The organism is Aestuariimicrobium sp. T2.26MG-19.2B, assembly GCF_950101875.1.
Classification (GTDB): Bacteria; Actinomycetota; Actinomycetes; order Propionibacteriales; family Propionibacteriaceae; genus Aestuariimicrobium; species Aestuariimicrobium kwangyangense.
Map to the genome: position 1 here is coordinate 648,777 of NZ_CATNLW010000001.1, position 26,655 is coordinate 675,431.

At 69.4% G+C, this 26,655-nt stretch carries 27 protein-coding genes; 13 read left to right on the forward strand and 14 right to left on the reverse strand.

The window, feature by feature from the left end; genetic code table 11:
• Nucleotides 1-143: 143 nt before the first annotated feature.
• Complete coding sequence (locus QQZ11_RS02995) at nt 144-1,070, reverse strand: carbohydrate kinase family protein (RefSeq protein WP_026377721.1); 927 nt, start codon at nt 1,068-1,070, stop codon at nt 144-146.
• Nucleotides 1,071-1,106: 36 nt separating this feature from the next.
• Entirely contained in the window at nt 1,107-2,135 is a 1,029-nt protein-coding gene (locus tag QQZ11_RS03000) for a LacI family DNA-binding transcriptional regulator (RefSeq protein ID WP_026377720.1), read from the reverse strand.
• A gap of 167 nt (nt 2,136-2,302) precedes the next feature.
• On the opposite strand from QQZ11_RS03000, the gene dgoD reads away from it, so the two are divergent.
• Genes dgoD through QQZ11_RS03015 form a run of 3 tightly spaced genes read left to right on the forward strand, consistent with a single transcriptional unit; the run spans nt 2,303 to nt 5,006 of the window.
• Nucleotides 2,303-3,454 carry a galactonate dehydratase gene (dgoD, locus tag QQZ11_RS03005; protein ID WP_284548590.1) on the forward strand — a complete coding sequence of 384 codons (1,152 nt, stop codon included), beginning with the start codon at nt 2,303-2,305 and terminating at the stop codon, nt 3,452-3,454.
• Between the two features lie 2 nt (nt 3,455-3,456).
• Entirely contained in the window at nt 3,457-4,080 is a 624-nt protein-coding gene (locus QQZ11_RS03010; RefSeq protein ID WP_040437743.1) for a bifunctional 4-hydroxy-2-oxoglutarate aldolase/2-dehydro-3-deoxy-phosphogluconate aldolase, read from the forward strand.
• Nucleotides 4,077-5,006: a sugar kinase gene (locus QQZ11_RS03015; protein WP_284548591.1), complete on the forward strand. Its 930-nt coding sequence runs from the start codon at nt 4,077-4,079 to the stop codon at nt 5,004-5,006. The genes QQZ11_RS03010 and QQZ11_RS03015 overlap by 4 nt, the downstream gene beginning before the upstream one ends.
• Before the next feature lie 6 nt (nt 5,007-5,012).
• Here the strand turns inward: QQZ11_RS03015 and QQZ11_RS03020 are convergent, their stop codons facing one another.
• Both QQZ11_RS03020 and QQZ11_RS03025 read right to left on the reverse strand, forming a co-directional pair.
• A complete protein-coding gene (locus tag QQZ11_RS03020) occupies nt 5,013-5,534 on the reverse strand; it encodes a dihydrofolate reductase family protein (protein WP_284548592.1) in 522 nt (173 codons plus the stop codon).
• A gap of 191 nt (nt 5,535-5,725) precedes the next feature.
• Nucleotides 5,726-6,793, reverse strand: a complete 1,068-nt coding sequence (locus QQZ11_RS03025; RefSeq protein ID WP_284548593.1) for an LLM class flavin-dependent oxidoreductase — start codon at nt 6,791-6,793, stop codon at nt 5,726-5,728.
• A 108-nt stretch (nt 6,794-6,901) separates the two neighbouring features.
• On the opposite strand from QQZ11_RS03025, the gene QQZ11_RS03030 reads away from it, so the two are divergent.
• Together QQZ11_RS03030 and QQZ11_RS03035 are read left to right on the forward strand one after the other, a co-directional pair.
• Complete coding sequence (locus QQZ11_RS03030; protein WP_022909356.1) at nt 6,902-7,321, forward strand: CBS domain-containing protein; 420 nt, start codon at nt 6,902-6,904, stop codon at nt 7,319-7,321.
• A gap of 44 nt (nt 7,322-7,365) precedes the next feature.
• Nucleotides 7,366-7,593 carry an RNA-binding S4 domain-containing protein gene (locus QQZ11_RS03035; protein ID WP_284548595.1) on the forward strand — a complete coding sequence of 76 codons (228 nt, stop codon included), beginning with the start codon at nt 7,366-7,368 and terminating at the stop codon, nt 7,591-7,593.
• A gap of 4 nt (nt 7,594-7,597) precedes the next feature.
• On the opposite strand, the gene QQZ11_RS03040 is transcribed toward QQZ11_RS03035, so the two are convergent.
• The 9 genes from QQZ11_RS03040 to QQZ11_RS03080 form a co-directional block, all read right to left on the reverse strand.
• Nucleotides 7,598-8,209, reverse strand: a complete 612-nt coding sequence (locus QQZ11_RS03040) for a DUF1349 domain-containing protein (RefSeq protein ID WP_284548596.1) — start codon at nt 8,207-8,209, stop codon at nt 7,598-7,600.
• 154 nt (nt 8,210-8,363) lie between these two features.
• Complete coding sequence (locus QQZ11_RS03045) at nt 8,364-9,614, reverse strand: prolyl oligopeptidase family serine peptidase (protein ID WP_284548597.1); 1,251 nt, start codon at nt 9,612-9,614, stop codon at nt 8,364-8,366.
• A 270-nt stretch (nt 9,615-9,884) separates the two neighbouring features.
• On the reverse strand, nt 9,885-10,304 hold the full coding sequence (locus QQZ11_RS03050; protein WP_284548598.1) for a heat shock protein transcriptional repressor HspR: 420 nt from the start codon (nt 10,302-10,304) through the stop codon (nt 9,885-9,887).
• Nucleotide 10,305: 1 nt separating this feature from the next.
• Nucleotides 10,306-11,463, reverse strand: coding sequence for a molecular chaperone DnaJ (dnaJ, locus tag QQZ11_RS03055; RefSeq protein WP_022909351.1), 1,158 nt, complete (start codon nt 11,461-11,463; stop codon nt 10,306-10,308).
• Between the two features lie 31 nt (nt 11,464-11,494).
• Nucleotides 11,495-11,956 carry a nucleotide exchange factor GrpE gene (gene grpE, locus QQZ11_RS03060; protein ID WP_446698830.1) on the reverse strand — a complete coding sequence of 154 codons (462 nt, stop codon included), beginning with the start codon at nt 11,954-11,956 and terminating at the stop codon, nt 11,495-11,497.
• A gap of 319 nt (nt 11,957-12,275) precedes the next feature.
• Entirely contained in the window at nt 12,276-14,138 is a 1,863-nt protein-coding gene (gene dnaK, locus QQZ11_RS03065; protein ID WP_284548599.1) for a molecular chaperone DnaK, read from the reverse strand.
• Nucleotides 14,139-14,339: 201 nt separating this feature from the next.
• Entirely contained in the window at nt 14,340-15,212 is an 873-nt protein-coding gene (locus QQZ11_RS03070; protein WP_284548600.1) for an aldo/keto reductase, read from the reverse strand.
• 34 nt (nt 15,213-15,246) lie between these two features.
• On the reverse strand, nt 15,247-15,513 hold the full coding sequence (locus QQZ11_RS03075) for a metal-sensitive transcriptional regulator (RefSeq protein WP_022909347.1): 267 nt from the start codon (nt 15,511-15,513) through the stop codon (nt 15,247-15,249).
• A gap of 8 nt (nt 15,514-15,521) precedes the next feature.
• Nucleotides 15,522-15,689 carry a hypothetical protein gene (locus QQZ11_RS03080; RefSeq protein ID WP_284548602.1) on the reverse strand — a complete coding sequence of 56 codons (168 nt, stop codon included), beginning with the start codon at nt 15,687-15,689 and terminating at the stop codon, nt 15,522-15,524.
• A gap of 124 nt (nt 15,690-15,813) precedes the next feature.
• Between QQZ11_RS03080 and QQZ11_RS03085 the strand changes: the two genes are divergently transcribed.
• From QQZ11_RS03085 to QQZ11_RS03105, 5 genes are all read left to right on the forward strand, one after another.
• A complete protein-coding gene (locus tag QQZ11_RS03085; RefSeq protein ID WP_284548604.1) occupies nt 15,814-17,499 on the forward strand; it encodes an FAD-dependent oxidoreductase in 1,686 nt (561 codons plus the stop codon).
• Between the two features lie 155 nt (nt 17,500-17,654).
• Nucleotides 17,655-18,551, forward strand: a complete 897-nt coding sequence (locus QQZ11_RS03090; protein WP_284548605.1) for an ABC transporter ATP-binding protein — start codon at nt 17,655-17,657, stop codon at nt 18,549-18,551.
• Nucleotides 18,552-18,606: 55 nt separating this feature from the next.
• Nucleotides 18,607-19,626, forward strand: a complete 1,020-nt coding sequence (locus QQZ11_RS03095; protein ID WP_022909343.1) for an ABC transporter substrate-binding protein — start codon at nt 18,607-18,609, stop codon at nt 19,624-19,626.
• A 21-nt stretch (nt 19,627-19,647) separates the two neighbouring features.
• Nucleotides 19,648-21,705, forward strand: a complete 2,058-nt coding sequence (locus tag QQZ11_RS03100; RefSeq protein WP_284548607.1) for an iron ABC transporter permease — start codon at nt 19,648-19,650, stop codon at nt 21,703-21,705.
• Nucleotides 21,706-21,751: 46 nt separating this feature from the next.
• A complete protein-coding gene (locus tag QQZ11_RS03105; RefSeq protein WP_284548609.1) occupies nt 21,752-22,660 on the forward strand; it encodes a siderophore-interacting protein in 909 nt (302 codons plus the stop codon).
• Nucleotides 22,661-22,685: 25 nt separating this feature from the next.
• On the opposite strand, the gene QQZ11_RS03110 is transcribed toward QQZ11_RS03105, so the two are convergent.
• Nucleotides 22,686-23,417: a YaaA family protein gene (locus QQZ11_RS03110; protein WP_284548611.1), complete on the reverse strand. Its 732-nt coding sequence runs from the start codon at nt 23,415-23,417 to the stop codon at nt 22,686-22,688.
• A 227-nt stretch (nt 23,418-23,644) separates the two neighbouring features.
• On the opposite strand from QQZ11_RS03110, the gene QQZ11_RS03115 reads away from it, so the two are divergent.
• The 3 genes from QQZ11_RS03115 (at nt 23,645) to QQZ11_RS03125 (ending at nt 26,441) form a co-directional block, all read left to right on the forward strand.
• Nucleotides 23,645-24,100: a DoxX family protein gene (locus QQZ11_RS03115; RefSeq protein WP_022909339.1), complete on the forward strand. Its 456-nt coding sequence runs from the start codon at nt 23,645-23,647 to the stop codon at nt 24,098-24,100.
• An 86-nt stretch (nt 24,101-24,186) separates the two neighbouring features.
• Nucleotides 24,187-24,909: a response regulator transcription factor gene (locus tag QQZ11_RS03120; RefSeq protein ID WP_284548613.1), complete on the forward strand. Its 723-nt coding sequence runs from the start codon at nt 24,187-24,189 to the stop codon at nt 24,907-24,909.
• 140 nt (nt 24,910-25,049) lie between these two features.
• Nucleotides 25,050-26,441, forward strand: coding sequence for a sensor histidine kinase (locus tag QQZ11_RS03125; RefSeq protein WP_284548615.1), 1,392 nt, complete (start codon nt 25,050-25,052; stop codon nt 26,439-26,441).
• Nucleotides 26,442-26,655 lie beyond the last annotated feature (214 nt).

A 26,655-nucleotide genomic window follows, 5' to 3' on the forward strand; every position in this document is an offset into this window, starting at 1 on the left:
CACAGATGCAGTGACACAGACGCAGTGACACAGACGCAGTGACACAGACGCAGTGACACAGACGCAGTGACACAGACGCAGTGACACAGACGCAGTGACACAGACGCAGTGACACAGACGCAGTGACACAGACGGGGTGAGTCTCACACCAGTTCGAGCCGGGTCGGCGCGTAGGCGCCGGCCTGGCCGACGGTGATGCCGGAGGTGGCGATCCCCTGCTCGACCGCGGACGAGAGCTGGTCCCACGACGCGGCCCTGAGGGCGGCCGCCGCCTCACGGGACCCGAGATGACCGGCGTCGAGCAGGGCCGAGACCAGACCCGCCATGAACGAGTCGCCCGCGCCCACCGTGTCGGCCACCTCGACCGGTGGACGCTCCACCAGCCGCAGCTCGCCATCGCGGGCGAGCATGGCCTTCACCGGTTCGGGTCCGCGGGTGACGACCACCAGCGCCGGGCCGCTGCCGGCCCAGTCGCGGATGACGTTGTCCTCGATGGTGTCGGGGTAGAGCCAGGCGAGGTCCTCGTCGGAGACCTTCACCACGTCGGCAGCCGCGACCAGTTGTTCCACACGATCACGCACCAGGCCGGGGGCGCCCATCAGGGCGGGACGGATGTTCGGGTCGTAGCTGAAGGTGGCGTGGTCGCGGGCCACCGCCACGGCCCGGGCCACCTCATCGGCCCCGGGAGCAAGAGTGGCCGCGAACGACCCGGTGTGGAGGTGACCGTAGGCGGCGAGTTGCTCCGCGTCCAGCTCGGGCAGCCGCCACTCCAACTCGAAGACGTAGCTGGCTCGTCCCTCGTCGTCGACGTTCGCCAGCGCGATCGGCGTGGCCACCGCGTCGTCGCTGCCCTTGACCAGACCGACCCCCGAGGACTCGATCAGTTCGTGCAGGCGGTCGCCACGGTCGTCACGACCGAACCACGTGGCGAGGTCGACGCCGTGGTCGAGCCTGGCCAGGCCGACGGCCACGTTCAGCGGTGATCCGCCGGGGTGCTCGACCGGTTCGACCCCGGGTCGCACCACGACATCGATGAGCGCCTCACCGAGCACCAGTACACGCTTCTGCATGGCGATCACGATAGGGGTTCGGGAGGACGCGGGTGCTCAAGGCAGCTTCGGTGGCGGCGCGGTGCTCGCGCGCAGCACCAACTCGGTCGCCACCAGCGGGAGCTCCGCGACCGGCTGTTGCTCGATCTGGCCGACCAAGGCCTGCAGCGCTTCCCGACCCACCAGCTCGAAGTGCTGGTGCACCGTGGTCAGGGGCGGCCAGTAGTTGCCGGAGTCGGGGGTGTCGTCGAAGCCCACCACGCTGATCTCGGCAGGCACGGACCGTCCCGCCTCGTGCAGCGCCCGCATCAGGCCCAGCGCCATCTGGTCGTTCGCCGCGAACACGGCCGTCACCTGCGGCAGTTCGGCCAAGCGTTGGCCGGCCGCCCAGCCGGAATCGGCCGACCAGTCACCCACGAAGGGTTCGAGCAGCTCGCACCCGCGCTCTGCCAACACGTCGGCCCACGACTCACGGCGCCGTTTCGCCGACCACGAACCGGTCGGACCGGCCACGTGCCAGACCGTGCGGTGACCCAGGTCGAGCAGGTGCTCGGTCGCGAGCCTGGCACCCTGAGCCTGGTCATGGTCGACGAAGGGGTGGGTCTCGTCCGGGCTCGAGTCGATCACGACCACCGGCAGTCCCGGTGGGATCATCACCCCGCGACCGCGGGCGATGTCGGCAGGAACCACGAGCACGACCCCGTCGACGGCCTGCTCCGACAGCTGCGCGAAGGCCCCCGACACCGAGGCCTGGGTGGCCGCCTCCAGCGAGATCAGGGTCAGCGAGTAACCCGCGCGGGTCGCCTCGTCCGAGATGGCACCGAGGGTGCGCATGTTGCCGTAGGTCGCCAAGGTGAACATGATCACCCCGATGGTGCGGAACCGTCCGTACTTCAGGGCCCGGGCAGCACCGTTGGGACGATAGCCGAGCTCCCGCATGGCCTCGATCACGCGTTCTCGGGTCTCGGGTCGCACCTGCTCCTTGCCCATCGCCACCCGCGACACCGTCTGCGCTGACACTCCCGCAACCTGGGCCACATCGGCCAGCGAGGCCTCGCGACGTCCGCGGGCAGGACTCCTGCTCATGACCACGACGATAGAACCTCCGGTGGGCCCGACACGAACGGGGTGTCCTTCCCCGCGACATCGCAGCGGCAACGCTGGTTGACTGGGACCTGTCCCACCACTTCCCCTCCCCCCGTGGCCCTGTACGCAGGCGCCACCCCCGTTTCCGGCGCATCGAAGGGCTGCCCATGAGCGACACCATCTCCCGCATCGAGACCTTTCTCGTCGCACCGCGGTGGTTGTTGGTGCGGGTCGAGACCCGTGAGGGGTTGGTGGGGTGGGGCGAGGCGACCTGTGAGGGACGCTCGGAGACAGTGCGCGTCGCGGTCGAGCAACTCGCCGAGGTGGCGATCGGCACCGAGCCGGGACGCATCGAGGACCTGTGGCAGGTGATGACGAAGGGGTCCTTCTACCGCGGTGGACCGATCCTGGCCAGCGCCGTGTCGGGCATCGACCAGGCCCTGTGGGACATCCTGGGCAAGCGACTGGGGGTGCCCGTGCACCAGTTGCTCGGCGGGGCGGTCCGTGACCGCATCCGCATCTACGGATGGATCGGTGGTGACGAGCCGGCCGGTGTCGCCGAGGCCGCCTCGGCTGCGCGGGGGGCTGGTCTGTCGGCCATCAAGATGAACGCCACCGGCGTGTTGGGGGGTTTGCCGAGCACCCGCGACCTGAACGAGGCGGTGGCGCGCGCCGAGGCTGCCCGCGAGGCCATGGGCGATGACGGTGACATCGCGATCGACTTCCACGGTCGGGTCTCGTTCCCGGCCGCGCGGCTGTTGGTCAAGGCCCTCGAGCCGGTCCGTCCGATGTTCATCGAGGAACCGGTGGTACCGGAGAACAGCCATCTCTTCGGCGACCTCGTGGCGCACACCCACCTCCCGATCGCGACGGGTGAGCGGCTCTACTCGCGTCAGGAGTTCCTGCCCGTGCTGGCCGCCGGAGTCGCCGTGGTGCAACCCGACCTGAGCCACGCCGGAGGGATCACCGAGACCCGCAAGATCGCCTCGCTGGCGGAGGCCCACGGGGCGTTGCTCGCACCGCACTGCCCCCTCGGTCCGATCGCCCTGGCCGCCTGTCTGCAGGTGGGCTTCGCCACCCCCAACCACGTCATCCAGGAACAGTCGCTCGGCATCCACTACAACCGCGATGCCGACCTGCTCGACCTCCTGGTCGACACCGCGCCCCTCTCGGCGGCGAATGGCCACGTCGAGCGTTGGGACTCCCCCGGGCTCGGTATCGAGTTGGACGAGGCCGCCGTCCGTCTCGCCGACCGCACCCCGCACGGCTGGCGCGGTCCGATCTGGCGCCACCTCGACGGCTCGTTCGCGGAGTGGTGAGCATGCTCGAGACACTGGCCCGCACCGGACTGTGCGCCATCATCCGCTGCCCGCAGGCGGGTTTCGCCGCCGACATCGGACGAACCCTGCTCGCCAACGGCGTCGAGGTGCTCGAGGTCTCCCTGACCACCCCCGACGCCATCGAGGCCATCGAGCAACTCACCGCCATCGCCTCCCGCGACCATGACCGGGCCTGGGTCGGCGCCGGCACCGTGCTGACCCGCCAGGACCTGCAGTCCGTGGTCGCGGTGGGCGCGCGCTTCACGGTCACCCCGGCCGCATGCGAGGCGGTCAGCGCATCGATCGACGCAGGGGTGCCGGTGCTGGCGGGAGCCTGGACCCCCAGCGAGGTGTTGGCTGCGCACCTGGCCGGCGCCACGGCCGTCAAGGTCTTCCCGGCGAGTTCGGGTGGGCCGGGACATCTCAAGGCGGTGCGTGAGCCTTTGCCGCAGGTTCCCCTGGTGGCGGTCGGTGGGGTGAGCCTGGTCGACGTGACCTCCTACCGGGCGGCCGGAGCCCTCGCGGTGGGCATCGGTTCACCCCTGATCGGTGACGCCGCCACCGGGGGTTCGCTGGACGACCTGGCCGTGCGCGCCACCAGGTTCGTCGAGGCCTGCCGACCATGATCACCGGCGTCTGGACCATGGGCGAGACCATGATCAGCCTGCGCGCCGATGCACCCGTGGGCTCGTCGCCCCGATGGACGACCCACGTCGCCGGAGCGGAGTCGAACGTGGCCGTCGGGCTCGCCCGACTGGGTCACACCGTGCGGTGGGTCAGTCGCGTCGGAGATGACGAATTCGGGCGCCTGATCGTGCGCGAACTGCGCGCCGAGGGCGTCGACGTGGCCGCGACGGTTGATCCGGGCCGTCCGACCGGACACCTGTTCCTCACCCCGACCAGCTTCGCCTCGGCGGTGGACTACCACCGCTCCGGATCGGCCGCCTCGGCGCTCGACCCCGACCTCGCCGTCGCCGATCTCGATGCGACGGGGCCAGGCGTGGTCGTGCTCTCTGGCATCACGCCGGCTCTGGGCGAAGGACCCCGGCGGGCAACCCTCGAGGTCGCGGCCCGCGCCCGACAGTTGGGGGCCACCGTCGTCCTCGACGCCAACCACCGGACGAGGCTGTGGTCACCCGAGCAGGCCTCGCGCGTGCTCTCCCACCTCGTCGAGGCGGTCGACGTGCTGGTCGGCTCACCGGACGAGATCGGGCTCGTGGCTCCCACGGCCGAATCGGCCCTCGACCTGGGCCCGACGATGGTGATCGAGAAGCTGGGGGCGGCCGGTGCCCGACTGGTCTCCCGGGAAGGGTCGCTGCCGGGTCCGACCACCTCCGTCGACGTGGTCGACCCGGTGGGGGCGGGGGACGCCTTCACCGCGGGAGTCGTGAGCTCGCTGATCGACAGGCTCTCCCCCGAGCGGCTGCTGGCGCGCGCCAACCTGATGGGCGCCGCCTGCGTGGGCCATCGCGGCGACTGGGAAGGGCTCCCTCGCCGCTTCGAGCTCGATGCCGCCGAACGCGGGATGGGCTCGTCCGACGTGAACCGCTGACCGGCCTCAGTGGGGAACCCGGTAGCGGGCACAGACGAAGTCGCGATTGCGCTCCACCTCCAGCAGCTCGAGGTCGAGGGCGCGGGGAAACAGCGGTTGGCCTGAACCGAGGGTGACGGGGGCGTACTGCACCCAGACCTCGTCCAGCAGACCCGCGTCGGCGAACTGCCCCGCGACCTCACCGCCGCCGACGATCCAGACGTGCTTGTCACCGGCCGCCGCGGCAGCCAGTGCGTGCACCTCGCGTACCTCCCCGCTGGCCAGCCTGACCTCCGCGCCCATGGGGGTGTCCAGATCACGATGGGTCAGCACCCAGGTCGGCTGCTGATAGCCCCAGTGCTCCTCGTGGCGACGCAACCACTCATAGGTGGAGGCGCCCATCAGCAGAGCGCCGACCCGGGACACGAACCCCGGGTAGGCCATCGGCCCATCGAGGTCGATGTCGTGGGCGAAGAGCCAGTCCAGGGAGTGCTCGGACGTCGCGATGAAGCCGTCGAGACTGCTCGCGGTGTAGTAGTGCGTGGCCATCACCCGATCCTAGGGAGCGGGCGGGCCGACTCGACGGGAGTCGTCGCCAGGGCGGGGTCCCAGGGGCCAATCGTGCCGATCGTGTGCTGTGGGGCCAGATGTTGCTCCGGAGGAGCACTCTTGGCCGCCAGAGCACACGATCGGCACGATTGAGCTAGGGCACAGCGTGGTGGGTGCGCGGTGAGGCGAGCTCAGGCGAGCGGGTATCCCTCGACGGGTCCCCGGTCGTTGGGCTGCCAACCCAGCTCGGGAGCGACGTGGGTCGCGAACGACTCCAGCAGGTGCAGGTTGTAGGCCACCCCCAACTGGGCCGGGATCGTGATCATCAGCGTGTCCGCCGTCATCACGGCGGCGTCCTGCTTGAGCGCCTCGACCAACTCGTGTGGCTCGCCCGTGTAGGTCTTGCCGAAGGTCGACCTGAACCCGTCGATGACACCGACCTGGTCGGACGCTCCGCCACCCAGCCCCATGCCGATGAGTTCGCGGTCCTCGTCGGTCACCACGGGCACGATGGAACGGCTCACGGACACCCTCGGGGTCCAGTCGTGTCCGGCGGACCTCCAGGCTTCGCGGTACCGGTCGATCTGCTCGGCCTGCAGGTCGCCGAAAGCCTGGCCGGTCGCCTCGGTGAGCAGCGTCGAACTCATCAGGTTCACCCCCTGGTGTGCCGCCCACTCGGCTGTCTCGCGGGTGCCGGCCCCCCACCAGATGTGGCGAGCCAGGTCGGGCGAGTGGGGTTCCACGCGCAGGCGCTGCCCCGGGCCGAACTGGCGTGGATCGGCGTCCACCACGGTCTCGCCGCGGACGGCGCGCATGAAATGCTCGAACTTGGGCCGCGCGATGTCGGCTCCGCGAGGATCCGACGAGCCGGTGTAGCCGAACGCCTCCCAGCCCCGCAGGGCCGGTTCGGGCGATCCGCGTGAGACGCCGAGGGCCACTCGTCCGTCACTCAGCAGGTCGAGGGCCCCGGCCTCCTCGGCCAGCTGCAGGGGGTTCTCGTACCGCATGTCGATGACGCCCGTGCCCACCTCGATCCTGTCGGTGACGGCGGCGATGGCGCTCAGCAGCGGCATGGGCGAGGCGGCCTGCCGAGCGAAGTGGTGCACCCGGAAGTAGGCGCCGTTGACGCCGAGCTGGTCGGCACCGTGGGCCAGGACCACGGCCTGCTGCAACATGGCCCGCGCGTCATAGCCCTTGGCGGCGTAGTGGCCGAAACTGAGGAATCCGAAAGCCTTCACACCTCTCGCAACGCCAGCCACCACGCGATATTCCCGGCTCTCGGCGCCGACGGCCGGACGATGAGACGAATCGGGTCACGGGCTGACCCGGCCATGGCGCCGGAGCGTCTCCCCGTGGTCAGATGTGGCATGCGAGTCCATGACATCCTCTCCGCCAAGGGATCGGCGGTGCTGACCCTGCCGTCGAGCGCGTCGGTCACCGATCTGCTCGCCGTCCTCGCCGATCACCGGGTCGGCGCGGTGGTGGTGGTCGATGACGACCGGGTGGTGGGCATTGCCAGTGAACGAGACGTGGTGCGGCACTTCCGGCAGGGAGCGTCCCCCGACGACCCGATCGCCACCATGATGACCGCCGACGTGGTCACCTGCTCACCCGACGACGACACCCGGGCGCTGGCCGAGACCATGACCGCGGGGCGCTTCCGCCACGTTCCTGTTGTCGTCGACGGCCGGTTGCGCGGCGTCGTCAGCATCGGGGACGTCGTCAAGATCCGTCTCGACGAGTTGCAGGCCGAGCGTGACCACCTCGAGCACTACCTCACCAGCTGAGCCGGTGGGAGCGGTCGTCCATGCGGCAGGGATAGCCTCACCCCATGAGCGACGAACCGATCCGGCTGGGGCAATTCCTGAAGTTCACCGGCCTGGCCGACACCGGCGGGGAGGCGCGGGAGTGGATCCAGGCCGGCAAGGTGACCGTCGACGGTGACGTCGAGACGCGTCGTGGACGACAACTCGCCGACGGCATGATGGTCGAGGTGACCCTCCCTCAGGGCACCACGCGCCGAGCCGTGGTCGGCGAGGAGTACGACCCCTTCTCCTGAGCGGTCAGGAACCGTCGCGCAGGTCGTCCAGGGTCCGGCTCGTGAAGGACACCTCGGTGAACTCCACGGCACAGCCCCGTCCCGTGGGGCTCTGGGCCTCGAACCCGACCCGGATCGGCGCGTCCCCCAGGTGGAAGACGCGCACGAACGAGAAGGTCTGGCCGTCGGTGGACGAGTGAAGGGCGAGCACGCGACCGACCCGGGAGAGGCGCAACCAGACGACGTTCCCGTCGACCAGCGAGGAGTTGGCGTCGTCGCTGACCCCGCGCGTGACGACCGAGACGACCATCGGCTGACCCTGGGGCGAGTACTCGAAGCACAACTTGGCCCAGTGGGCCTCGTCCGCCCAGGCCAGGAGGACGCCGGCGTCGAAGGTGTCCAGGAAATCGACCCGCACCCGTGCGGTCAGGGTGAAGTCGCCGTCGGTCGGGGTGCCCAGCAGGGTGACCGCGTTCATCGCGGAATGGGAGTCGCCGGTCTCCTCACCGCGGGGATCGACGAACAGGTCGCTGGTCGGCTTCGCGGTCACGGCGACCCCGCTCTCGTTGACCTGCCAGGGCCACGGCTCGGACTGCTCCAGTGCGAAGGGCACACCCGGCACGCTGATCTGAGTCATGATCATCTCTCCTGCTGTTCGTTCCACGACGTGATCGCCGGTGGTCTCATCGCGAGTCTGTCACGACGAACACCACCCCGCGCCGATGCCGGCGGGAGGTGGTGTCCGCTGTCGTGACCTGCTCAGCTCCGGTCAGCGATCACCAGTGTCGAGGTCAGCGCCGCGCGGCCGACATCCACTGCCACACGTGCTCACCCTGATGGCTCGGGTCGTTGTGGGCGACGTAGATCCATGACCAGTGACCCGGGAACTGGTAGCCGTCCCAGATGACGTGGTCGTAGAACGAGGTGCGCGCCTCGGGCACGAGCGCCTTCACCCGGCCCGAATTGGGCAGGTAGGGCAGGGTGGTGTCGTCCTTGGAGGCCACCAGCCAGGTGGGTGTGGAACGAACCCGGATCAGTTCCTCGTCGGTGAAGAAGTTCGGCGTCGCCCCGCAGCAGATGGGCACACCCGTGGCGAAGAAGGTCGGGTAGTCAGACTGCAGGCGCAGTGTCATGTAACCGCCGTTCGAGCACCCCAGCACGTGGATGCGCGAGGTGTCGATGTGCTCGCTGTCGACCAGTTCGTCGATCAGAGCCTTCACCTGGGGCGAGAACACCTTGCCATTGGCCATCCAGGCGGACACGGACTGCGGAGCCACGACGTAGGCGCCACCGAAGATCGACTGGGCCTCGTCGGTCGCGAATCCGAGAGCACCCCGGTTGGCGCGCAACTGCGCCTCGTTGGTCTGTCGGTCGCCCATGCCGCCCTCGCCACCACCGTGCAGCCAGACGATGAGGGGGAACTTCTTGCCCTCGCCGTTGTTCCTGGCCCGCTTGGGGGTGAAGAGGCGGTAGTTCATGCCCCCCTTGGAGGCGCCGTACGAGAAGGCGTCGACCTCGGGGCTGACCAGCCTGCCCTGTTCGAAGGACGAGATGGTGGCGTTGCGGCCGTTCCTCAACCGCAGCGGCCTTGCCTGGGTGATGGTGTAGACGAGGTCGAGCTCGACATTGCGCCCGGTGGCGAGGATGTATCCGAGCGTGCCACCGCCGGGCTGCCCCTCGGCCGTCGACAGGTGCAGGGTGATCACCCGCCGTTCGTCGATCGTGGCCGCGGCCACGACCCTGTCGAGGTCGTACTCCGAGAAGATGGGACTGCCGTTGAGCGGCACCGGGCTGGTGGCCTTGGCGTGCACCGTGAAGGTGCTCGCCGTCAGGCTGGCGGGGTCGATCGGTCCGAGCGAGCTCGCATCGAACGAGACCGCGCTGACCTGTTCGCCACCGTCGAGCACGGTGGCATGGAGAGTGAATCGGACGGCCGTGCCGGTGTCGGCGAAGGCGGTCGTGGCTCCGGCGGCGACCACCGGGACGGCGGCTACCGCGCCCAGGATGGAGCGACGGCTGAGGGGAGGGATGATGGCGGACAAGACAGACTCCTTCGTCTGGATGTACTCCACCGCGTCGGCCGACGGGTCGACGGACGAGATGGCAGGGGTGGGCGAGACTGCCGAGGCAGTGGGTACCCGTGACCGGTCTCGGCGACGGGGGCGGCCATCCCGCTCCGGTGCGGGGGGCCGATCTTCATGAGCGCTCTGGGACGAGCGAACCATACTGAACGCTTAACGGGCAATAGGTTAGAAGAATTTCGCGCCGCTCCGGGGACCAGCCCCGTCCTTGTGCCCCAGTGCGGCCTGGGGTCAGCGTCCCGGGAGCGCCCTCTGGCCGTGGATCACTCGTCCCAGGTGCACCGCACCCGAGGTCTCGGCGGTGAAGACCCGTCCCCCGGCGGCCAGTTGCTGCGCCAACTCGTCGCGCTGGGCACTCACCCGCTGCACGGCAGCGCGCAGGCGCTCGATCTCAGCCTCCATGTCAAGGATGCGCTGGATGCCGGTCAGGTTGATGCCCTCGGTCTGGGAGAGGTGCTGGATCAGCCGCAACCGCTGCACGTCCCGCAGGGAGTAACGGCGGCCTCGTCCCTTGGCCCGGCGGGGTTGGACGAGCCCGAGCTTGTCGTAGCCACGCAGCGTCTGCGGGTGCATGCCAGCCAGATGCGCGGCCACCCCGATCGCGAAGATCGGGGCGTCGCGGTCCATCACCTGTGGCACCTGGGCGGACATGTCAGACCCCGAACAGGCTGCCGCGGGGGTTCGAGCCCCCGGCCACCTTCTGGTAGTCGGCCAGGGCCTGCTTGGCCTCGTCCGACAGTTCGGTGGGAACCTGCACGTCGACGGTCACCAGCAGGTCACCCTTGGTGCCGTCGGCCCTGCCCACGCCCTTGCCGCGCACGCGGAAGGTGCGGCGGTTGGGGGTTCCCTCGGGCACCTTCAGCTTGACGGCGGGGCCGCCGAGGGTGGGTACCTCGATGGTCGCGCCCAGCGATGCCTCGGAGAAGGTCACGGGCACGTCGATGGTGAGGTTGTCACCGCTTCGTCCGAACAACTTGTGGGCGCGCACGTGCACCAGCACGTACAGGTCACCCGCGGCTCCACCGTTCTCGCCGGGAGAGCCCTTGCCCTTGATCCGGATCCGCTGCCCGTCGGAGACACCGGCGGGGATGCGTACCTGCATGGTGCGGGTGGAACGGCCACGACCGGAGCCGTGGCATACCTCGCAGGGGTCATCGACCACGAGTCCTCGACCCTTGCAGTCGCGGCAGGGTTCCGAGACCGAGAAGACACCACCGGACTGTGTGGCGGTCATGCCCGAACCGTGGCAGGTGGGGCAGACCCGCGGCACCGTCCCGGCCTTCGCGCCGGTGCCACGACAAGCCTCGCAGGCCTGCTCGGAGACCATCTGGACGCCGACGGTGGTGCCGTCGATCGCCTCGTCGAAGCTGATCGTCACCTCGCCCTCGACGTCGGCTCCTCGGCGCGGACCCCGGCCACTGGGACGACGCCCGGCCGAGCCTGACTGGCCGAACAGCCCACCGAACAGGTCGCTGAAGCTCTCGCCCTGGCCGGTGGCATGGCGGAACAGGTCGTCGACCCCGCCCGTGCCCGGACCCGACGCACCGCCCCGGGGGAAACGGAAGCCCCCACCGCCGAACAGCGAACGAGCCTCGTCGTACTCCTTGCGCTTCTTGGCGTCCGAGAGCACGGCGTTGGCCTCCGAGGCCTCCTTGAACCGCTTCTCGCGGTCCTTGTCGTCCGGGTTCTGGTCAGGGTGGTTCTCACGGGCGATCTTGCGGAACGCCTTCTTGATCTCGTCGGGCTTGGCGTCCTTGGAGACACCCAGCACCTTGTAGTAGTCCTTCTCGATCCAATCCTTGGTACTCATTCGTGCCTCCTTCCGGCCTCACTCGTCTGGTTCAGTTCGGTTCCGCGACGGCCACCCGGGCCGGACGAATGACCCGTCCGTGCAACTCGTAGCCGCGCTGCATGATCTGGGAGCAGGTCGTCACCTCGACCCCGTCCATCGGAACCTGCATGAGGGCGTCGTGGCGCTTCGGGTCGAACGGGTCGCCGACCTCACCGAAGCCGTGGAGTCCGTGCTTGCCGGCCAGCTTCTCGAGCGCCTCGGCCACCAACTTGAAGCCATCACCCAGGTCGTCGTGCTGGCGGGCCATGTCGATCGAGTCGAGCACGGGGAGAAGTTCGGTGACCACACTCTCGACACCGGCCTGGCGGGCATGCGCACGGTCGCGGTCGACCCGCTTCTTGTAGTTCACGTACTCGGCCTGCAGACGCTGCAGGTCGGCCGTGCGCTCACTGACGAGAGCCTGCAGTTCCTGCTCCCGCCGATCCGTCTGGTCCTTCTCCTCCACGAGCATCTGCTCGAACTCCCTCTCGTCGGGGGTCTGCAGGCCCGGGTCGGACGCCGCTCGATTCTCGACGTCGTTCTGGTCCTGGTCGTTCTGGTTCTGGTCGTTCTGGTTCTGCTGGGGGGCGGCCGGGTCGACCTGCTCCTCGCGGACGTTCTCGTCACTCACTTCGTTCTCCTCACAGCCTCTGGACTCACCTGTGGCACCCACCTCGAGTGTGCCCCATACCGCCACTGACGCTCCTTGGTCCCGGAGCCGGGGCGGTAGTGGCACGCGACCGGGGGTGAGGGCGAAGCCCCACCCCCGGTCGCGCTCGAGTCGGTCGGACTCAGTCGTTCTTCGGCTTGTCCTCATCGACGATCTCGGCGTCGACCACGTCATCGTCCGACGCGGTCTGCTCGTCGCTCGCCTGACCACCTTCGGACGAGGCCTCAGCGGCCTGCGCCTCGGCCTGCGCTGCGGCGTACATGGCCTGACCCATGGCCGAGGCCTTGGTGTTCAGGTCGTCCATGGCGGTCTTGACGGCCTCGTCGTTGTCGGTGCCCTTCAGGGCCTCCTTCAACGTCTCGAGCGACTCCTCGACAGGCTTGCGCACGTCGTCGGAGATCTTGTCGGCGTTCTCGCTGAGCAACTTCTCGGTGCGGAACGCGAGGGCGTCGGCCTCGTTGCGGCGCTCGACGGCCTCACGACGCTTCTTGTCCTCGTCGGCGTGGGCCTCGGCCTCCCGGACCATGCGGTCGATGTCCTCCTTGCCCAGGGCCGAGCCGCCGGTCACCGTCATCGACTGCTCCTTGCCGGTGGCCATGTCCTTGGCCGACACGTGCACGATGCCGTTGGCGTCGATGTCGAAGGTGACCTCGATCTGGGGCAGGCCGCGGGGGGCCGGCATCAGACCGGTGAGCTCGAAGTTGCCGAGCGACTTGTTGTCGCGGGCGAAGTCACGCTCGCCCTGGAAGACCTGGATCATCACCGAGGGCTGGTTGTCCTCGGCCGTGGTGAAGACCTCGGAGCGCTTGGTCGGGATGGTGGTGTTGCGCTCGATGATCGTGGTCATCACACCGCCCTTGGTCTCGATGCCGAGGCTCAGCGGGGTGACGTCCAGCAGCAGCACGTCCTTCACCTCGCCCTTCAGCACACCGGCCTGCAGCGAGGCACCCAGCGCCACGACCTCATCGGGGTTGACACCCTTGTGGGGGTCCTTGCCCGAGAGTTCCTTGACCAGTTCGGTGACAGCGGGCATGCGGGTCGAGCCACCGACCAGGATCACCTGGTCGACCTGTCCGACCGACAGCTTGGCGTCGGAGAGCACGGCGTTGAACGGGGCACGGCAGCGATCCAGCAGGTCCTGGGTGAGGCGCTGGAACTCGGCGCGGGTGAGCTTCTCGTCCAGGTGCATCGGGCCCTCGGCGCCGGCAGTGATGTACGGCAGGTTGATGGCGGTGTCCTGCGCGGAGCTGAGCTCGATCTTGGCGCGCTCAGCGGCCTCCTGCAGGCGCTGACGGGCCATCTTGTCCTTCGACAGGTCGACCCCGAACTTGTTCTTGAACTGGGTGGCGAGCCAGTCGACGATCCGCTGGTCCCAGTCGTCACCACCGAGGCGGTTGTCGCCCTTGGTCGCCTTGACCTCGAAGACGCCGTCCGAGATCTCGAGCAGCGACACGTCGAAGGTGCCACCACCGAGGTCGAAGACCAGGATGGTCTGCTCGGTGTCGCCCTTGTCGAGGCCGTAGGCCAGCGCGGCGGCGGTGGGCTCGTTGATGATGCGGTCGACGGTCAGACCTGCGATCTCACCGGCCTCCTTGGTCGCCTGACGCTCGGCGTCGGAGAAGTAGGCGGGCACCGTGATGACTGCGTTGGTGACGGGTTCACCGAGGTAGGCCTCGGCGTCGCGCTTCAGCTTCTGCAGCACGAAGGCCGAGATCTGCTGGGGCTTGTACGACTTGGAGTCGATCTCGATCGACCAGTCCGTGCCCATGTGGCGCTTGACCGAGCGGATGGTGCGGTCGACGTTCGTGACGGCCTGCCGCTTGGCAACCTCGCCGACCAGCACCTCGCCGCCCTTGGCGAACGCGACGACCGACGGGGTGGTGCGGGCACCTTCGGCGTTGGGGATGACGGTGGGCTCTCCACCTTCCAGCACGGCGACCACCGAGTTGGTGGTTCCGAGGTCGATACCGACTGCACGAGCCATGGGGATTCCTCCAGGTGATTGGAAATGAAGACGTACTTGAGTCTTGCTGGCTCAACCTTAGGACGACCGTGGATCCGGATCAAGTCAGAGTTGAGTGCACCTGACTCAACCATGGTCGCCTCAGGGTTGTTGCCGACCGGGGCGGCGGGATCACTGGTGGGCCCACCCGTGCGGAGCCGGCGCTGCAGATCGAGGACTGGGTCAGCGCTGCACGTCCAGCTCGACCGCATCGGGGCTGGAGCCCACCCGCCGATCACGGTTGAGGCCGCTGATCGCGGCCATGGTGGCCTCGTCCACCTGCCCCGACCGGACGAGGTCGAGGGCCCCGGCGTTCTCGCGCATGCGTTCACGGGTCGAACTCTTGGGGAAGACCACGTCACCGCGCTGCAGGTGCCAGGCGAGCACCAGCTGGGCGGGGGTGCAGCCCAACCGGCGAGCCGCGTCGACGACGACCGGCTCGGTGAGCACCCGGCCGCGCGCGAGTGGCGACCACGCCTCGGTCACGATGCCGAGTTCCGCGTGCAGGGCTCGCAGTGGTTCCTGGGTCAGGTACGGGGTGACCTCGATCTGGTTGACCGCGGGCACGACCCCGGTCGCGTCGATGATCGCCCGGAGCTGATCGGGCTGGAAGTTCGAGACCCCGATGGCGCGGGCTCGTCCGTCCTGGACGAACTCGGTGAGCGTGCGCCAGGTCGCGATGAAGTCCGTGGTGCGTGGCATCGGCCAGTGGATCAGATAGAGGTCGACCCACTCGAGACCGAGCAGGTCGAGCGAACGGGCGAAGGCGGCCCGGGCCGCCGCCGGCTCGTGGTCGGGGTTGTCGAGCTTGGTGGTGACGAAGACGTCGTCACGAGGCAGGCCGCTGGCCGCGAGAGCTCGACCCACACCCCGTTCGTTGCCGTACATGGTGGCGGTGTCGAGATGGCGGTGACCGACCTCGAGGGCAGTGCGGACGAGGGCCTCGGTCTCGTCCGCCGGCACCTTGTAGGTACCGAAGCCGAACTGCGGAAGGGCCCCACCGGAGGACAGGCGCACCGTGGGTGATGGAAAGGGGGCAGGAACCGGATCGGTCATGCCCCCATTCCACCCCACCCGCGGTGGGTGCTGCTCAGGCGAGTGCCAGGAAGAGCTTCTCCAACTCGGCGACGTCGAGCTCGGGGTCCTCGACGTCGACAGCGGTCACGCACTGGCGCAGCCCGGTGGCGATGACGGCAAATCCCGCCCGGTCGAGCGCCTTGCTGACGGCGGCGAGCTGGGTGACGATCTCACGACAGTCACGCCCCTCTTCGATCATCTTGATCACCCCGCCGATCTGACCCTGGGCCCGGCGCAGACGCTTCAGCACCGCGCCGAGCTCGGTCGTGTCCATCTGCATGGCGCGCCTCAACGCCCCAGCAGACGACCGAAGAGGCCCGACCCGGACTTCTGCTGGTCAGCGTGGCCGTTGCACCACTGGCCGGCCGCCACCTGGCGCTTCACCTGGTCGACGTGTTGGCCACATCCGGCCCACGTGGTCTTGCCACAAACCCTGCAGCTGACTGCACGACACATGTCGTCTCCTTGTTGATCGTCAATCGTGATGGTCATGAAGCCCCATTGCGAGGGCGACACTCCAAAACTAGATACCCAGGGGGGTATTTGTCAAACACCCTGGGGGGTATCTACCATTCTTGACATGACCTTACCTTCCACTCCCCCCCGTCGCATCGTGATCATCGGCGGAGTGGCCGGCGGGATGTCCGCGGCCACCCGCCTGCGCCGCTTGGACGAGTCCCTCGACATCGTGGTGGTCGAACGCACCAACCACGTCTCGTACGCCAACTGTGGGCTGCCCTACTACGTGGGCGGTGTCATCACCGAGCGCCAGTCCCTGCTGCTGCAGACCCCCGCATCACTGGGGGCACGCTTTCGCCTCGACGTGCGCGTCGCCACGGAGGTGACCGCCATCGACCCCGACCAGCGAGTCGTCACCCTCCGCGCGATCACCGATGGGGTCGAGTCAACCCTCGGATACGACGAGCTGGTGCTCTCCCCCGGCGCGCGTCCGGTGGTACCCCCCATCCCGGGCATCGAGCGCGCCTTGGCGCTGCGCTCGGTCGAGGACACCGACCGCCTCTCGTCCGCGGTCGCACTGGCCACGGGCGCGACGGCGGGTCCGGCCACGGCGGTCGTCATCGGAGGCGGCTTCATCGGACTCGAGGTGGCCGAGAACCTGGCCCATCGCGGCATGCGGGTCAGCCTCGTCGAGGCGACCGACCAGGTGATGGCCCCCCTCGACCCCGAAATGGCGGCCATCGTGCACGCCCGCCTGCGCGACCAGGGCGTCGACCTGCACCTGTCGGACGCCGTCACCTCCATCAGCGAGCACCGGGTCGAACTTGCCTCCGGCGCCAGCCTGCCTGCCGACCTCGTGGTGGCAGCGATCGGGGTCCGACCCGAGACGGCCTTGGCGACCGCGGCCGGGGTCGCACTCGGCCCCCGGGGCGGCATCGCCGTCGACGAGCACTTTGCCACCAATGTCGAGCACGTCTGGGCCATCGGCGACGCCGTCGAGAAGATCGACGGGCTGACCGCCGAGCACACCTTGGTGCCGCTCGCCAACACCGCGAACCGGCAGGGGCGGGTCCTTGCGGACGTGCTCTGCGGGCGATCCGGCAAGGATCGTCCGACCTTGGGCACTGCGATCGTCTCGGTGTTCGGGCTGACCGTCGCGGTGACCGGCCTCAACGAGAAGCGCCTGCGGGCGGCGGGCCGTCCGGTGCGCGTGATCCACACCCACCCCGCCTCGCACGCCTCCTACTACCCCGGCGCGGAGACGATGTCGATCAAGCTGCTGGTCGACCCCGACACCGATGCGATCCTGGGCGCCCAGGCGGTCGGAGGGGACGGGGTCGACAAGCGGATCGACGTGATCGCCACGGCGATCGCAGGTGGACTCACCGCCTCTGACCTGGCCGATCTCGAACTGGCCTATGCACCGCCCTACGGCTCGGCCAAGGACCCGGTCAACATGCTCGGCTACGTCGACCAGAACCTCGCCACGGGGCTCACCCGCTCCATCCAGTGGCACGAACTCGCCGATGCCATGGCTGCCGGGGAGGCGGTCATCGACGTGCGCACCGAGGGCGAATTCGCCGCCGGCGCCATTCCGGGGGCGATCAACCTGCCCCTCGATGAACTGCGCGAGCGCCTGACCGAACTTCCCGAGGGCCCTCTGGTGGTGCACTGCGCAGTCGGGGTGCGCGGGCACGCGGCCGCACGTCTGTTGGCCGAGCACGGCCGCGAGTCGCGCAACCTCGATGGTGGCTACAAGACGTGGGTCGTGTCACCCGCAGCCACCTCCATCGCCCTCGCCAGCTGACTCGCGAGGTCCGGGAGCACGCCTGGAGGCACTCCGCCAACAACAGCCTGCCCCGGCCCGCCGGGGGCAGGCTGGCCTGGACCACGGCACCGCGCGGCGTGATTTACCGCACGGGACATTTGCCATATTGAGTTAGGTGAGCCTAACCTTTCCTCATGATCCGGACTGAGGCGGCTCCCCCGCCCGCGCTGACGGCCAGCAAGCTGCGACTCGCCTACGGCAGCCACACTGTCGTCCACGAGGCAAGCCTTCAGGTGCGTGCCGGTGAGGTGCTCGCCCTGGTGGGCCCGAACGGCTCGGGCAAGTCGACCCTGCTGCGCGGGATGGCCCGGCTGCACGGGCTCTCCGCGGGTGCACTCCATCTCGCCACTGGCGGCTCCGACGCGGCCCAGGACGATGGCGGCCCCGTCGACTCCGTCGACTGCGGCGACCCCGTCGACTGCCTGACCCTGAGCCCCCGTCGGTTCGCGACCCGACTCGCCATGCTGACCCAGCATCGTCCGACCCCTGCCGGCATGTCCGTGCGAGAGATCGTCGGTCTCGGACGGCACCCCCACCGGTCGCGCTGGACGGGTGCCGACCCCGCCGGACTCGAGGCGGTGCGGCGAGCGATGGCGCTCACCGGGGTCGACGAGCTGGCCGAACGATCCATCGACGAACTCTCCGGAGGTCAGGTGCAACGGGTCTGGCTCGCCAGCTGCCTCGCCCAGCAGACTCCTGTGCTGCTGCTCGACGAGCCCACCAATCACCTCGACCTGCGCTACCAGTCCGAACTGCTCGACCTGATCCGCGACCTGGCCGACGACCACGGCGTCGCCATCGGGGTCGTGCTGCACGACCTGAACCAGGCGGCCACCGTGGCCGACCGGGTCGTCCTGCTCGTCGACGGGGCGATCGTCGCGGAGGGAACCCCGACTGACGTGCTCACCGAGCAAGCCCTCACCCGGGCCTACCAGACGCCCATCGAGGTGATCGACAGTGCCGGGCTGCTGCAGGTTCGTCCGTTGCCGCGATGCGCCACCCGACAACGCCTCGGTGAGCTCATCGCCTGACACCTCACCAGCCCACTCTCACCCGCTCCATCCCCCACCACAGGAAGAACCCGCCATGTCGTTGACCCGTCGCGCCCTTTTCGGGGCATCCGCTGGCCTCTCCGCCACCGCCCTGCTCGCTGCCTGCGGCACCACCGAGGCCGCACAGCCGCGCACGTCCGCGAGTTCGGGGGGCTCGTCCGCAGCCTCCTCGGGCTCTTCCTCGGCGGCGACGGCCCGGGCCATCACCGTGATCGACTCGCGCGGCAGGACCATCACCCTGGCGAAGCCGGCCACCCGCGTGGTCACGTTGGAGTGGGGGCCCACCGAGGACGTGCTGACCCTGGGTGTGCAGCCAGTCGGAGTGGCCGATGTGAAGGGGTTCGGCTCCTGGGTGTCGAGTCAGAAGCTCTCAGCGGCTCCCATCGACGTCGGCATGCGTTCCGAGCCCAGCCTGGAGTCCATCGCCAGGGCCGAACCCGACCTCATCCTGGGGGTCGAGGGATCGGTTCCCGACACCGCGCTGGCGCAGGCCGAGAAGATCGCACCCGTCGTGCTGCTCACCGGGGCCAAGGCCAGTGATCCCTTGGGGCAGGTGCGCCGAAACTTCACCGACACCGCGCTGCTGCTCGGCAGGAGCGCCGAGGCTGAGAGGATCTGGTCGGAGTTCGAGACCCATCTCGCCGACTCGGCCGCGAAGCTCGCCTCGGTGACGTCGCCCTATGTCTTCAGCTACGTCAACGTGCAGGGGTCGTCCGTCGACGTGCGCATGCACTCCGACCGTTCGGTGCCCGGTGCCGTGGCCAAGAAGTTGGGTCTCACCAACGCGTACACCGAACCGGGGGACGAGGCCTGGGGCATCGGATCGCTCGACCTCGAGGGACTGACCACGCTCGACCCCTCCCTGACCTTCCTCAACTGGGCCAATGGCACCACCGACCCGACCAAGGCTCTGGCCGGCAACGCGGTCTGGAAGGGCCTGCCGTTCGTCAGGGACGGCCGGGTGAAGGCCGCCGCCAACGGGATCTGGGTCTACGGGGGTCCCGCCTCCCTGACCCAGTGGGTGGACGAACTCGTCACCCTGCTGGCCGCCTGACCCACCACCGTGGGTTCCCCCATGAGCCACACCCGCGCCACCCGACCCCTCTTCGGCTGGATGGTCGTGGGGCTGGTGGCGCTCGCTGCCCTGTCACTGCTGCACCTCACCCAGGGCACCGCTGGCGTCGGCGCCGCTGACGTCTGGCAGTGGGCCATCGGCCGAGCCGGTGGGCAGACGGCCGACGTGGTGCTGGCATCGCGGCTGCCACGTCTGGCGGCCGGGCTGCTGGTCGGGTTGGCTCTCGGTGGATCCGGCGCCGCCCTGCAATCGGTGGCCCGCAACCCACTGGCATCACCCGACACCCTGGCCATCAACGCCGGCGCCTACCTGACGCTGGCCGTGGTCTCGGCCTTCGGCCTGCACCTCGGACTGCTGGGGGGAACGGGTGTCGCTCTCGCCGGAGGGCTCGCGGCGGCCGGCCTCGCCTTCCTGCTGACCGGGGCGTCCGGTGACGCGGTGCGTCTGGTGCTGGGCGGATCGGTGCTGACGATGGCACTGATGAGCGTGACCTCGGCCCTGATGCTGATCTTCAGCCAGGAGACCCAGGGCCTGTTCGCCTGGGGAGCCGGCTCGCTCAGCCAAGCCGATCCCGGCGCAGCCGTGCGGGCAACCGTCGTCATCGGTCTGGCCCTGCTGGCGCTGGTCGCGATGGGTGGCCGCCTCGACCTGCTCACCCTGGGCGATGACCAGGCCCGCACCCTGGGTCTCAATGTGGTGCGCACCCGGCTGGTGGTCGTGGTGCTGGCCGTGCTGCTGGCCGCGACGGCGGTCGCGCTGGCAGGGCCGCTGGGTTTCGTGGGGCTGTGTGCGCCGGCGATCGTCCGGTTGTCGACCCGCTGGCTGCCCGGTCTGCACCGGCACCGCTGGCTGGTGCCGAGCGCCGCACTGGTCGGGGCGATGCTCGTGGTCGGGTCTGACGTCGCCCTGCGGTCCGTGATCGGAGCCGCCGACGCCGCCAGGATTCCCACCGGCGTGATCACCACCCTGGTCGGCGCCGTCTTCCTGGTGGTGCTGAGCCAGGGCATGCGGACCGGTCGGGTCGATGCCACCGCGATGGTGGGCCACGGGCGACCGCCCCTCGGCCGGCTCGCACCGATGGTGGTGCTGGTTGCGTTCCTCCTCGTGGTGGTGGGCGGCGGGGTGGCACTGCTGTTCGGGGACGGTGGGCTGTTGATGGGCGACGTCTGGAACTGGCTGCAGGGGGAGGCCTCGGGGCGGATCAGCTTCATGCTCGACACCCGGTGGCCCAGGGTCGCCGCGGCCGTGCTCGCGGGCATGGGTCTCGCCCTGGCTGGCACCCTCACGCAGGCCGTCACCCGCAACCCACTCGCCGACCCCGGACTGTTGGGAGTCTCGGCCGGAGCCGGTGCGGGGGCACTCACCGTCATCGTGGGGGCGAGGGCGCTGGCGGTTCCGCTGAGCGTGGCCTCGATCAACACCTTCGCCCTGGTCGGGGCCCTGGTTGCCGGCGGCCTGTTGATCGCGCTGAGTTCCCGCGGGGGTTTCGACCCCACCCGACTGGTGATGGTCGGACTCGGTCTCGCAGCCGGCTTCCAAGCGCTCTGCACGCTGCTGGTGGTGTCGACCGACCCATGGAACCAGACCCGCGCCATCACCTGGTTGGGCGGTTCGACCTATTCGACGGTCGCCTCGAACCTGCCACCGGTGGGCCTGCTCGTGGTGCTGGTGATGGTGGGGGTCTGGGCCTTCCGGAGTGACCTCGACCTGGTGCAACTCGACCCCGACACCCCCAGGCTGCTGGGAGTACGCCACACCCGGATCAGGGGTGGGGCGCTGCTGGCCGCGGTGCTGCTGACCGGGGCGGCGACGGCCGCCATCGGCGTGATCGGCTTCGTCGGCCTGATCGCCCCACATCTTGCCCGACTCATGGTCGGGCCCGACCATCGCCGCCAGACCCCCCTGGCCGTGGCCCTCGGTGGGTTGGTGGTGCTCGCGGCCGACACCCTCGGACGCACCGTGCTGGCCCCGGCGCAGTTGCCCGTCGGACTGGTCTGCTCCCTCGTGGGGGCGCCGGTCTTCTGGTGGCTGCTGTACCGCAACCGGGCGCTGCGCTGATGCGACCCTCGCTCCGGCCCCACCCCGCCCGACCAAGGAGTTCCCCATGACCACCCCGTACAGGACCTACTCAACCAGGCTCGCCGCTCGCACCCGGGTGTCGTCCTCGTTCGTGCGCATCACGCTCGCGGGGGACGACCTGGGTGACTGCTCCCCCACCCTGCTCGACCAGCGGGTGAAGTTGCTCTTCGGCGATGAGGCTGCGCTCGACCTCATGCTGACCAGCGGGGAGGACTGGTACGCCGCGCTGCTCGCCGCCGGCGATCAGCGCCCTGCGCTGCGCACCTACACCCTGGTGGCGGTGCGACCCTCGTCGGAAGATCCGGGCACCTCTGGCGAGGTGGACATCGACGTCGCCGTGCACCCCGTGGACGAACACCAGGAGGCGCCGGGCATGAGGTTCGCCCTCGACGCCCCGCTGGGTGCACGCACGGTGCTGGTGGCGGGGGATCGCACCGTCCCCGGCCATGACACCGTCGGTGTCGCGTGGCGGCCCCCCGTGAGCGACGAGGTCTTGCTGGTGGGCGACGAGACAGCCCTGCCCGCCGTGCTCAACATCGTCGCCAGCCTGCCCTCGCACACCCACGGACGAGTGGTGCTCGAGGTGCCCCATGCCGACGACGTGCGTGAGGTCCCCCTGCCCGTCGGGGTCACGATCGAGTGGGTGGTTCGCGACCGGGGGGAGCGGATGCCGCGCGTGTTCGACCGGGCTCCGGCCACGCCCGACGAGGGCTCATCGGACGAGGGGGCATCGGCCGAGCGCCCATCGGACGACGAACCGCTGCTGTGGGACGAGGCTGCCGCAGGCAGGCGTCCCGGGGCCACACGTCAGGTGTGGATCGCGGGGGAAGCCGGGTGGGTGCGAGCCCTGCGCGCGGAAGCCAGGGCCGCCGGCGTGCCGAAGGACGAGGTGTCGTTCATGGGCTATTGGAGGCGTGGGGTGACCGGCAGCTGAGCCGGCACCACCGTGGCGGCGATGGTCATTGCGGCGCGACGACGGTCAACTGCCAGCCCCCGGCCCCGCTGCCCGACAGCGACGGTGAGAAACCGTCGAGCGCCTCGAGCAACTGCTGGGGACGACTGAGTCGCCCTCCGTGCTGCACGAGGGCGCGCGCCACCAGTCCTCGCGTGTGCTTGGCGAAGTGGCTCGCCGCGGGCACGTCGACCGTCACCCATCGGGACCGATCAACCGGTCTCCACATCGATCGGTAGGGACCGCTGCGACAGTCCACCAGGAGCTCGTCCGCCCACTCGGCGTCGAGCAGTGACAACGACTCACGCCAGTGGCTGGTCACGTTGCCGAGCCCGGGCAGGGTCACCCCTGCGGAGAGCCGGTACGGGGACAACCGGTCGCCGAGGCTGAGCACCCCGTGCAGCGCGGAGAAGATGCGCACCTGCCGGGCGGCCCGGCGGCTGGAGGCTGGGTCGAGCTGCCCCAGGGCGAGCGCTTCGTACAACACCCCGGTGTAGAGCTCGCTGGCACGCAGCGCCGGCGCGGACTCGAGCCGGGTGTTGGCCCTCACCTCATCGGCCAGACTGGCGCCGACACCGAGCACCTCGAGCGCGTCGGGGCGTGCACTGGCCTGCGCCAAGGCAGCCATGGCAGCCTCCCGAGCCGGGTTCAGGCCGGCCAGACCCAACCGATCAAGCCTCATCGGCGCCCCTCGGCGGCGGGTCGCCTTGCCTTCGGAGGGCGGCAGCAGGATCAGCACCCCGTCACCCTAACGGCCCCCCTCCCCCGCATCTGCTGCACCCAAACCCGGAAACTCGTCGCCAGCAGCGGGTGGGGCACCCCGTAGGGGCGGTCAGGTCGACTGGCAACGAGTTTCCGGGTCCTCGGCCAGGGCGGCGCTGGGGGGACGGGTGACGGCCCGGTGCGTGGACATGCCCCGGCGGGTTTGGCACGATCGGGCCACCACCCACAGCACAGGAGACCCCCATGAAGGGATTCATCCGCGTCTGTCAGGACCTCGCCCTGATGATCGCCCGCATCGCCACCGGCGCCATCATGATGGTGCACGGCTGGACCAGATGGCAGGACGGAGTGCCCAAGCAGGTGCAGATCCTGACGGCAGCCCACGTGCCCTACCCGGAGGTGTTCGCCTGGGGAGCCATCGCCTTCGAGGTGATCGGTGGCGCGCTGTTGGTGTTCGGGCTGCTCACCCCACTGCTCGGCGGTGTGCTCCTGGTCGAGCAGGTGATGATCGTCGCGTTCGCGAAGTGGCGACTCGGACCCCATCTGGCCAACAACGGCTATGAGTACAACGTCGCGTTGGCGAGCCTCGCGCTCGTCTTCCTCACCTTCGGCGCCGGACGGGCAGGGGTCGACGCGCTGTTCCGGCGCGCCCCTGACGGCCCGGATGCCCGCTACATCGACGACGCGGACCCGGCCTGAACGGTCGTCCCTTGGGCTGCGGTGTTCACAGGCTTCCCACAGGATTCACACAGCCGAATCGGTGACCCGGGTGTCACAGTTGCACCATGAGCACCGCCCCGCCCCTCACCAAGCCCGACGGCTCACCGATCCAGGTGCTGGCCGTCGATGATGAGCCCAGCATCACCGACCTGTTGGCGCTGGCGCTGCGCTACGAGGGGTGGCAGGTCAGTACGGCCAACAGTGGGCTGTCGGCGGTCAAGGTGGCCCGCGCTGTGCGACCCGACGTGATCATCCTCGACATGATGCTGCCCGACTTCGACGGGCTCGAGGTGATGAGGCGGATCCGGGCCGAGCAGCCCGACGTGCCGGTCATTTTCCTCACCGCCAAGGACGCGGTCTCCGATCGCATCCAGGGCCTGACCGCCGGTGGCGACGACTACGTCACCAAGCCTTTCTCGCTCGAGGAGATGGTCGCCCGGCTGCGGGCCCTCCTCCGCCGCAGCGGCGCCACGGAGGCGCGCACCGACACCACCCTGGTGGTCGGTGACCTCACCCTCGACGAGGACTCCCACGAGGTGACCCGGGGTGGCGAGCCCATCTCGCTGACCGCGACGGAGTTCGAACTGTTGCGCTACCTGATGCGCAATCCGCGCCGGGTGCTGTCGAAGGCCCAGATCCTCGACCGGGTGTGGAACTACGACTTCGGCGGTCAGGCCAATGTGGTCGAGCTCTACATCAGCTATCTGCGCAAGAAGATCGACGCGCAGCGTGAACCCATGATCCACACCATGCGCGGCGCCGGTTACGTGTTGAAGGCGCCGCAGTGACCTCGTCCCCTCGTTCGGACGAACCCTCCGCACCGCCCTCCTCGCCGGGGGTGATCAGCCCGAACCCCGACCGGAAGTCCCCGTCCGCCACGTCGCGGAGACGACCTCGACGTGGCGGGGCGTCGCTGAGCCATCAGCTGGTGGTGCGGGTCAGCCTCGTGGTGGCGGCGGTGCTCATGCTGACCACCCTGATTGCATTGTTGGCGGTGCGACAGGTGCTGGTCGACCAGATGGACGTGCAACTGCACGCGGTGGCGGCCCGGCAGGCACGCTCGGAGACCCCGGACGGTGACCAACAGGCGCCCCGCGGGGCCACCGAACTCGGCAACCCCATTGGCACCATCATCGTCGAGCAACACGGCAGCTTCGCCAGCGCACGGGTTGTCTCCGAGGGCGCGCTCGTGGTTCCCAGCGGCGACGTCATCGCCGACCTGCTCAACCTGCCGGACGACGGCGAGATCCGCACCCTCGTGCTCGACGACTTCGGCTCCTACCGGGTGATCAGCGTGACCCGTGGTGACGGCACCTATGTTGCTGCCCTGCCGTTGAAGCAGGTGAACCAGATGACGATGAGGGTGCTGTTGTTCATGTCGGCCCTCACGCTGGTGGCGATCGCCGTGGCCGTCATGGTGACCCGACCGCTGGTGCACCGGAGCCTTCGTCCCCTGCATCGGCTGGCCGAGACAGCACACCAGGTGGGCCAGCTCGACCTGCGGACCGGTGAGGTCGCACTGCCCATGAGGGCCCTGGACACCGATCCCGGCAACGAGGTCGGCCAGGTGGGGCGGGCCTTCAACCAGATGCTCGACAACGTCGAGTCGGCCCTGGCGGCTCGGCAGGAGTCCGAGACCAAGGTGCGGCGGTTCGTGGCGGACGCCTCGCACGAGTTGCGCAACCCGCTGGCCTCGATCCGGGGTTACGCCGAGCTCACCCGCCGTGGCCGCGAGGCCCTGCCCGACCAGTCGCAATTCGCGATGCAGCGCATCGAGTCGGAGTCGAGCCGCATGTCGAGCCTCGTCGAGGACCTGCTGCTGCTCGCCCGTCTCGACAGTGACCCCAATCTTCAGCCCGAGCCCGTCGACTGCGTCGAGGTGGTGCTGAACGCGGTCTCGGACGCCCGTGCCGCTGGCGGTGGGCAGCGCTGGCAGGTCGACCTGCCCAGTCACGAGGTGCTGGCGATGGCCGACCGCCACCGGCTGGTGCAGGTGGTGGTGAACCTGTTGTCGAACGCGCGCAAGCACACACCCGCGGGCACCGTGGTGACCGCGTCGGTGCGCAGTGAGCCCGGCTGGGTGCTGATCGAGGTGGCCGACACCGGTCCCGGAATCCCCGAGGCGGTGTCGGGTCAGGTGTTCGAGCGATTCGCGCGCGCCGACGTGGCCAGGGCCCACTCCGCGGAGCCGTCCACCGGGTTGGGCCTGGCGATCGTGGAGGCCGTCATGGCCGCCCACGGCGGCACGGCGACGGTGTCCAGCCGCCCCGGCGACACCAGATTCCAGCTGCGCTTCCCCGCCGCCCCTGCCCAGGACTGACTCGCCAGCGACCGCTGCGGCGGTGCCGTGCCCGGACCGGTGCGCCGATCCGGCTTCCCGACGGGGTGCCGGGCCTCTCTCGGGGGCCCGTGAGGTCATCGGGAAGCCGGATCGGGTCAGGGAGCCTGGCTGACCAGAGGGGTGCACGGTGCCGCGAGGCTCAACCTCAACTTGATTCTGGGTGTGACAAGGCGACCCGCGCCGCCTGAGGATG

Excerpts from the sequence above, each read along its gene's own strand:
- QQZ11_RS03035 (WP_284548595.1), top strand. The coding sequence starts at position 7,366 with ATGAGCGACGAACCGATCCGGCTGGGGCAATTCCTGAAGTTCACCGGC.
- QQZ11_RS03040 (WP_284548596.1), bottom strand. The coding sequence starts at position 8,209 with ATGACTCAGATCAGCGTGCCGGGTGTGCCCTTCGCACTGGAGCAGTCC.
- QQZ11_RS03085 (WP_284548604.1), top strand. The coding sequence starts at position 15,814 with ATGACCTTACCTTCCACTCCCCCCCGTCGCATCGTGATCATCGGCGGA.
- dnaJ (WP_022909351.1), bottom strand. The coding sequence starts at position 11,463 with ATGAGTACCAAGGATTGGATCGAGAAGGACTACTACAAGGTGCTGGGT.
- QQZ11_RS03115 (WP_022909339.1), top strand. The coding sequence starts at position 23,645 with ATGAAGGGATTCATCCGCGTCTGTCAGGACCTCGCCCTGATGATCGCC.
- QQZ11_RS03050 (WP_284548598.1), bottom strand. The coding sequence starts at position 10,304 with ATGTCCGCCCAGGTGCCACAGGTGATGGACCGCGACGCCCCGATCTTC.
- QQZ11_RS03080 (WP_284548602.1), bottom strand. The coding sequence starts at position 15,689 with ATGTGTCGTGCAGTCAGCTGCAGGGTTTGTGGCAAGACCACGTGGGCC.
- dgoD (WP_284548590.1), top strand. The coding sequence starts at position 2,303 with ATGAGCGACACCATCTCCCGCATCGAGACCTTTCTCGTCGCACCGCGG.
- grpE (WP_446698830.1), bottom strand. The coding sequence starts at position 11,956 with ATGCTCGTGGAGGAGAAGGACCAGACGGATCGGCGGGAGCAGGAACTG.
- QQZ11_RS03030 (WP_022909356.1), top strand. The coding sequence starts at position 6,902 with ATGCGAGTCCATGACATCCTCTCCGCCAAGGGATCGGCGGTGCTGACC.
- QQZ11_RS03105 (WP_284548609.1), top strand. The coding sequence starts at position 21,752 with ATGACCACCCCGTACAGGACCTACTCAACCAGGCTCGCCGCTCGCACC.
- QQZ11_RS03010 (WP_040437743.1), top strand. The coding sequence starts at position 3,457 with ATGCTCGAGACACTGGCCCGCACCGGACTGTGCGCCATCATCCGCTGC.
- QQZ11_RS03100 (WP_284548607.1), top strand. The coding sequence starts at position 19,648 with ATGAGCCACACCCGCGCCACCCGACCCCTCTTCGGCTGGATGGTCGTG.
- QQZ11_RS03015 (WP_284548591.1), top strand. The coding sequence starts at position 4,077 with ATGATCACCGGCGTCTGGACCATGGGCGAGACCATGATCAGCCTGCGC.
- QQZ11_RS03020 (WP_284548592.1), bottom strand. The coding sequence starts at position 5,534 with ATGGCCACGCACTACTACACCGCGAGCAGTCTCGACGGCTTCATCGCG.
- QQZ11_RS02995 (WP_026377721.1), bottom strand. The coding sequence starts at position 1,070 with ATGCAGAAGCGTGTACTGGTGCTCGGTGAGGCGCTCATCGATGTCGTG.
- QQZ11_RS03095 (WP_022909343.1), top strand. The coding sequence starts at position 18,607 with ATGTCGTTGACCCGTCGCGCCCTTTTCGGGGCATCCGCTGGCCTCTCC.
- QQZ11_RS03075 (WP_022909347.1), bottom strand. The coding sequence starts at position 15,513 with ATGCAGATGGACACGACCGAGCTCGGCGCGGTGCTGAAGCGTCTGCGC.
- QQZ11_RS03090 (WP_284548605.1), top strand. The coding sequence starts at position 17,655 with ATGATCCGGACTGAGGCGGCTCCCCCGCCCGCGCTGACGGCCAGCAAG.
- QQZ11_RS03070 (WP_284548600.1), bottom strand. The coding sequence starts at position 15,212 with ATGACCGATCCGGTTCCTGCCCCCTTTCCATCACCCACGGTGCGCCTG.
- QQZ11_RS03120 (WP_284548613.1), top strand. The coding sequence starts at position 24,187 with ATGAGCACCGCCCCGCCCCTCACCAAGCCCGACGGCTCACCGATCCAG.
- dnaK (WP_284548599.1), bottom strand. The coding sequence starts at position 14,138 with ATGGCTCGTGCAGTCGGTATCGACCTCGGAACCACCAACTCGGTGGTC.
- QQZ11_RS03000 (WP_026377720.1), bottom strand. The coding sequence starts at position 2,135 with ATGAGCAGGAGTCCTGCCCGCGGACGTCGCGAGGCCTCGCTGGCCGAT.